Genomic DNA, 1436 nt, shown 5'->3' on the forward strand with positions numbered 1-1436 from the left:
CAACATGGGGGTAAGCGTTCCTGAGTCGAGGGCAAGGAGCTCCCCTAGTTTTTTTACTGTAAGTGTATCCTGTTCCCATAATAGAAGAAGAACAAGGTATTGAGGATATGTCACTTCGAGTTTATCAAGCAGCGGTTTATATTTCTTCGTCATTTCCCTTGAACTTGCATAAAGCAGGAAACATAATTGGTCTTCCAGTACTTTCTCTATTTTACTTTGCATCATATCACCAGCTAATTGTAGTCCATCCGATATGAAAGCATATCGAACTTATCTTTAATATAATCGTTATACATTATAAAATAAAGGAATATCAGCAAGGAATGGTCTTCCTGAACGGAAAAAGGGAGCCAGCTCTCTTAATAAACCGCTCCCTGTCCTTCATTTATAGTTCTTCCAGTTCAGATTGCTTTCACCCAATAGTTCTTCGAATGATTTATTCTTCTCCCGACGCTTTCTTTCTTCGCGTTTTTTTTCTTCTTCCGCTGCCCGTTTTTCTTGTTCAGCCTCATTAAGTTCCTTTTGCTTTTGACGAAGCTGGGACATGATATCTTGATTGATCATATCACCGAGTTTCAATGAAGATGATTCTTTATCTTGGTTTTTGCTTTGATTTTGATTTCGCTGCTGTTTCTTTTTCACCCTTAAAACCTCCTGGCCATTTATGAAATTATTATATCACGACTGCCGTTTTCCTCGTCATGGTTTTCAAACAGTGTTTTCCCATTTCCCACATGGTAAAATAAAGAAAATCAACTGAGGAGGACCTCCCATGAAGAAATGGTGGTTTACACTGGCTGGAATCCTATCGTATATCATCGGCGTCGGCATTTATTTTTCCAATCGGATCATGTACATGAAAAAGAAGGAAGATGATTTTATCCAGAATCGTGAAATCATGGCTAAACGCCTGATCACGGAGGATTTTGATAATCTGCCTAAAACGGAAATTTGGGTATCGTCACCATCCGGATATTCCTTGAAATGCTTGTTTATCGAACCGCATGATACTAATAAGTGGGTGGTCATTTCCCATGGTGTGACGGAGAACAAAGTCAATTCGATTAAGTACATGAATATTTTTCTTAAGCGGGGCTTCAATGCCATCATTTATGACCACCGCCGGCATGGGGATTCGGGGGGCAAGACGAGCAGTTATGGACATTATGAAAAATTCGACCTGAAGGCTGTAATCGATGAATTGAAAAGACGTAAAGGTCCCGACCTCCATATTGGCATTCATGGAGAATCCATGGGGGCTGTAACCCTGCTTTTATATGCCGGAATGCTTGAAGATGGTGCTGATTTTTACATTGCCGACTGTCCATTTTCAAATTTCGAGGATCAGATCAAACACCAGCTTAAACTTGTAGTCCCACTTCCCTCCTGGACCGTGTTTCCGCTTGGGCGTACGTTCATCAAACTCCGTGATGGAT

General features: G+C 40.8%; 3 protein-coding genes. 1 reads left to right on the forward strand and 2 read right to left on the reverse strand.

Translation table 11 applies throughout. The annotated features are described in order from the left end of the window. Both ACFVSH_RS26595 and ACFVSH_RS26600 read right to left on the reverse strand, forming a co-directional pair. Positions 1 to 222 (reverse strand): MarR family winged helix-turn-helix transcriptional regulator (locus ACFVSH_RS26595; protein WP_387708815.1); only part of this gene is annotated, 222 nt, incomplete at its 3' end. 159 nt (positions 223 to 381) lie between these two features. Continuing rightward, entirely contained in the window at positions 382 to 642 is a 261-nt protein-coding gene (locus ACFVSH_RS26600) for a YqkE family protein (protein WP_192205412.1), read from the reverse strand. 130 nt (positions 643 to 772) lie between these two features. Here ACFVSH_RS26600 and ACFVSH_RS26605 point away from each other — a divergent pair. Continuing rightward, positions 773 to 1436, forward strand: a 664-nt coding sequence (locus ACFVSH_RS26605) for an alpha/beta hydrolase (protein WP_387708817.1), incomplete at its 3' end; no start/stop codon positions are given.

The organism is Peribacillus sp. NPDC058002, assembly GCF_042886655.1.
Classification (GTDB): domain Bacteria; phylum Bacillota; class Bacilli; order Bacillales; family DSM-1321; genus Peribacillus; species Peribacillus aracenensis.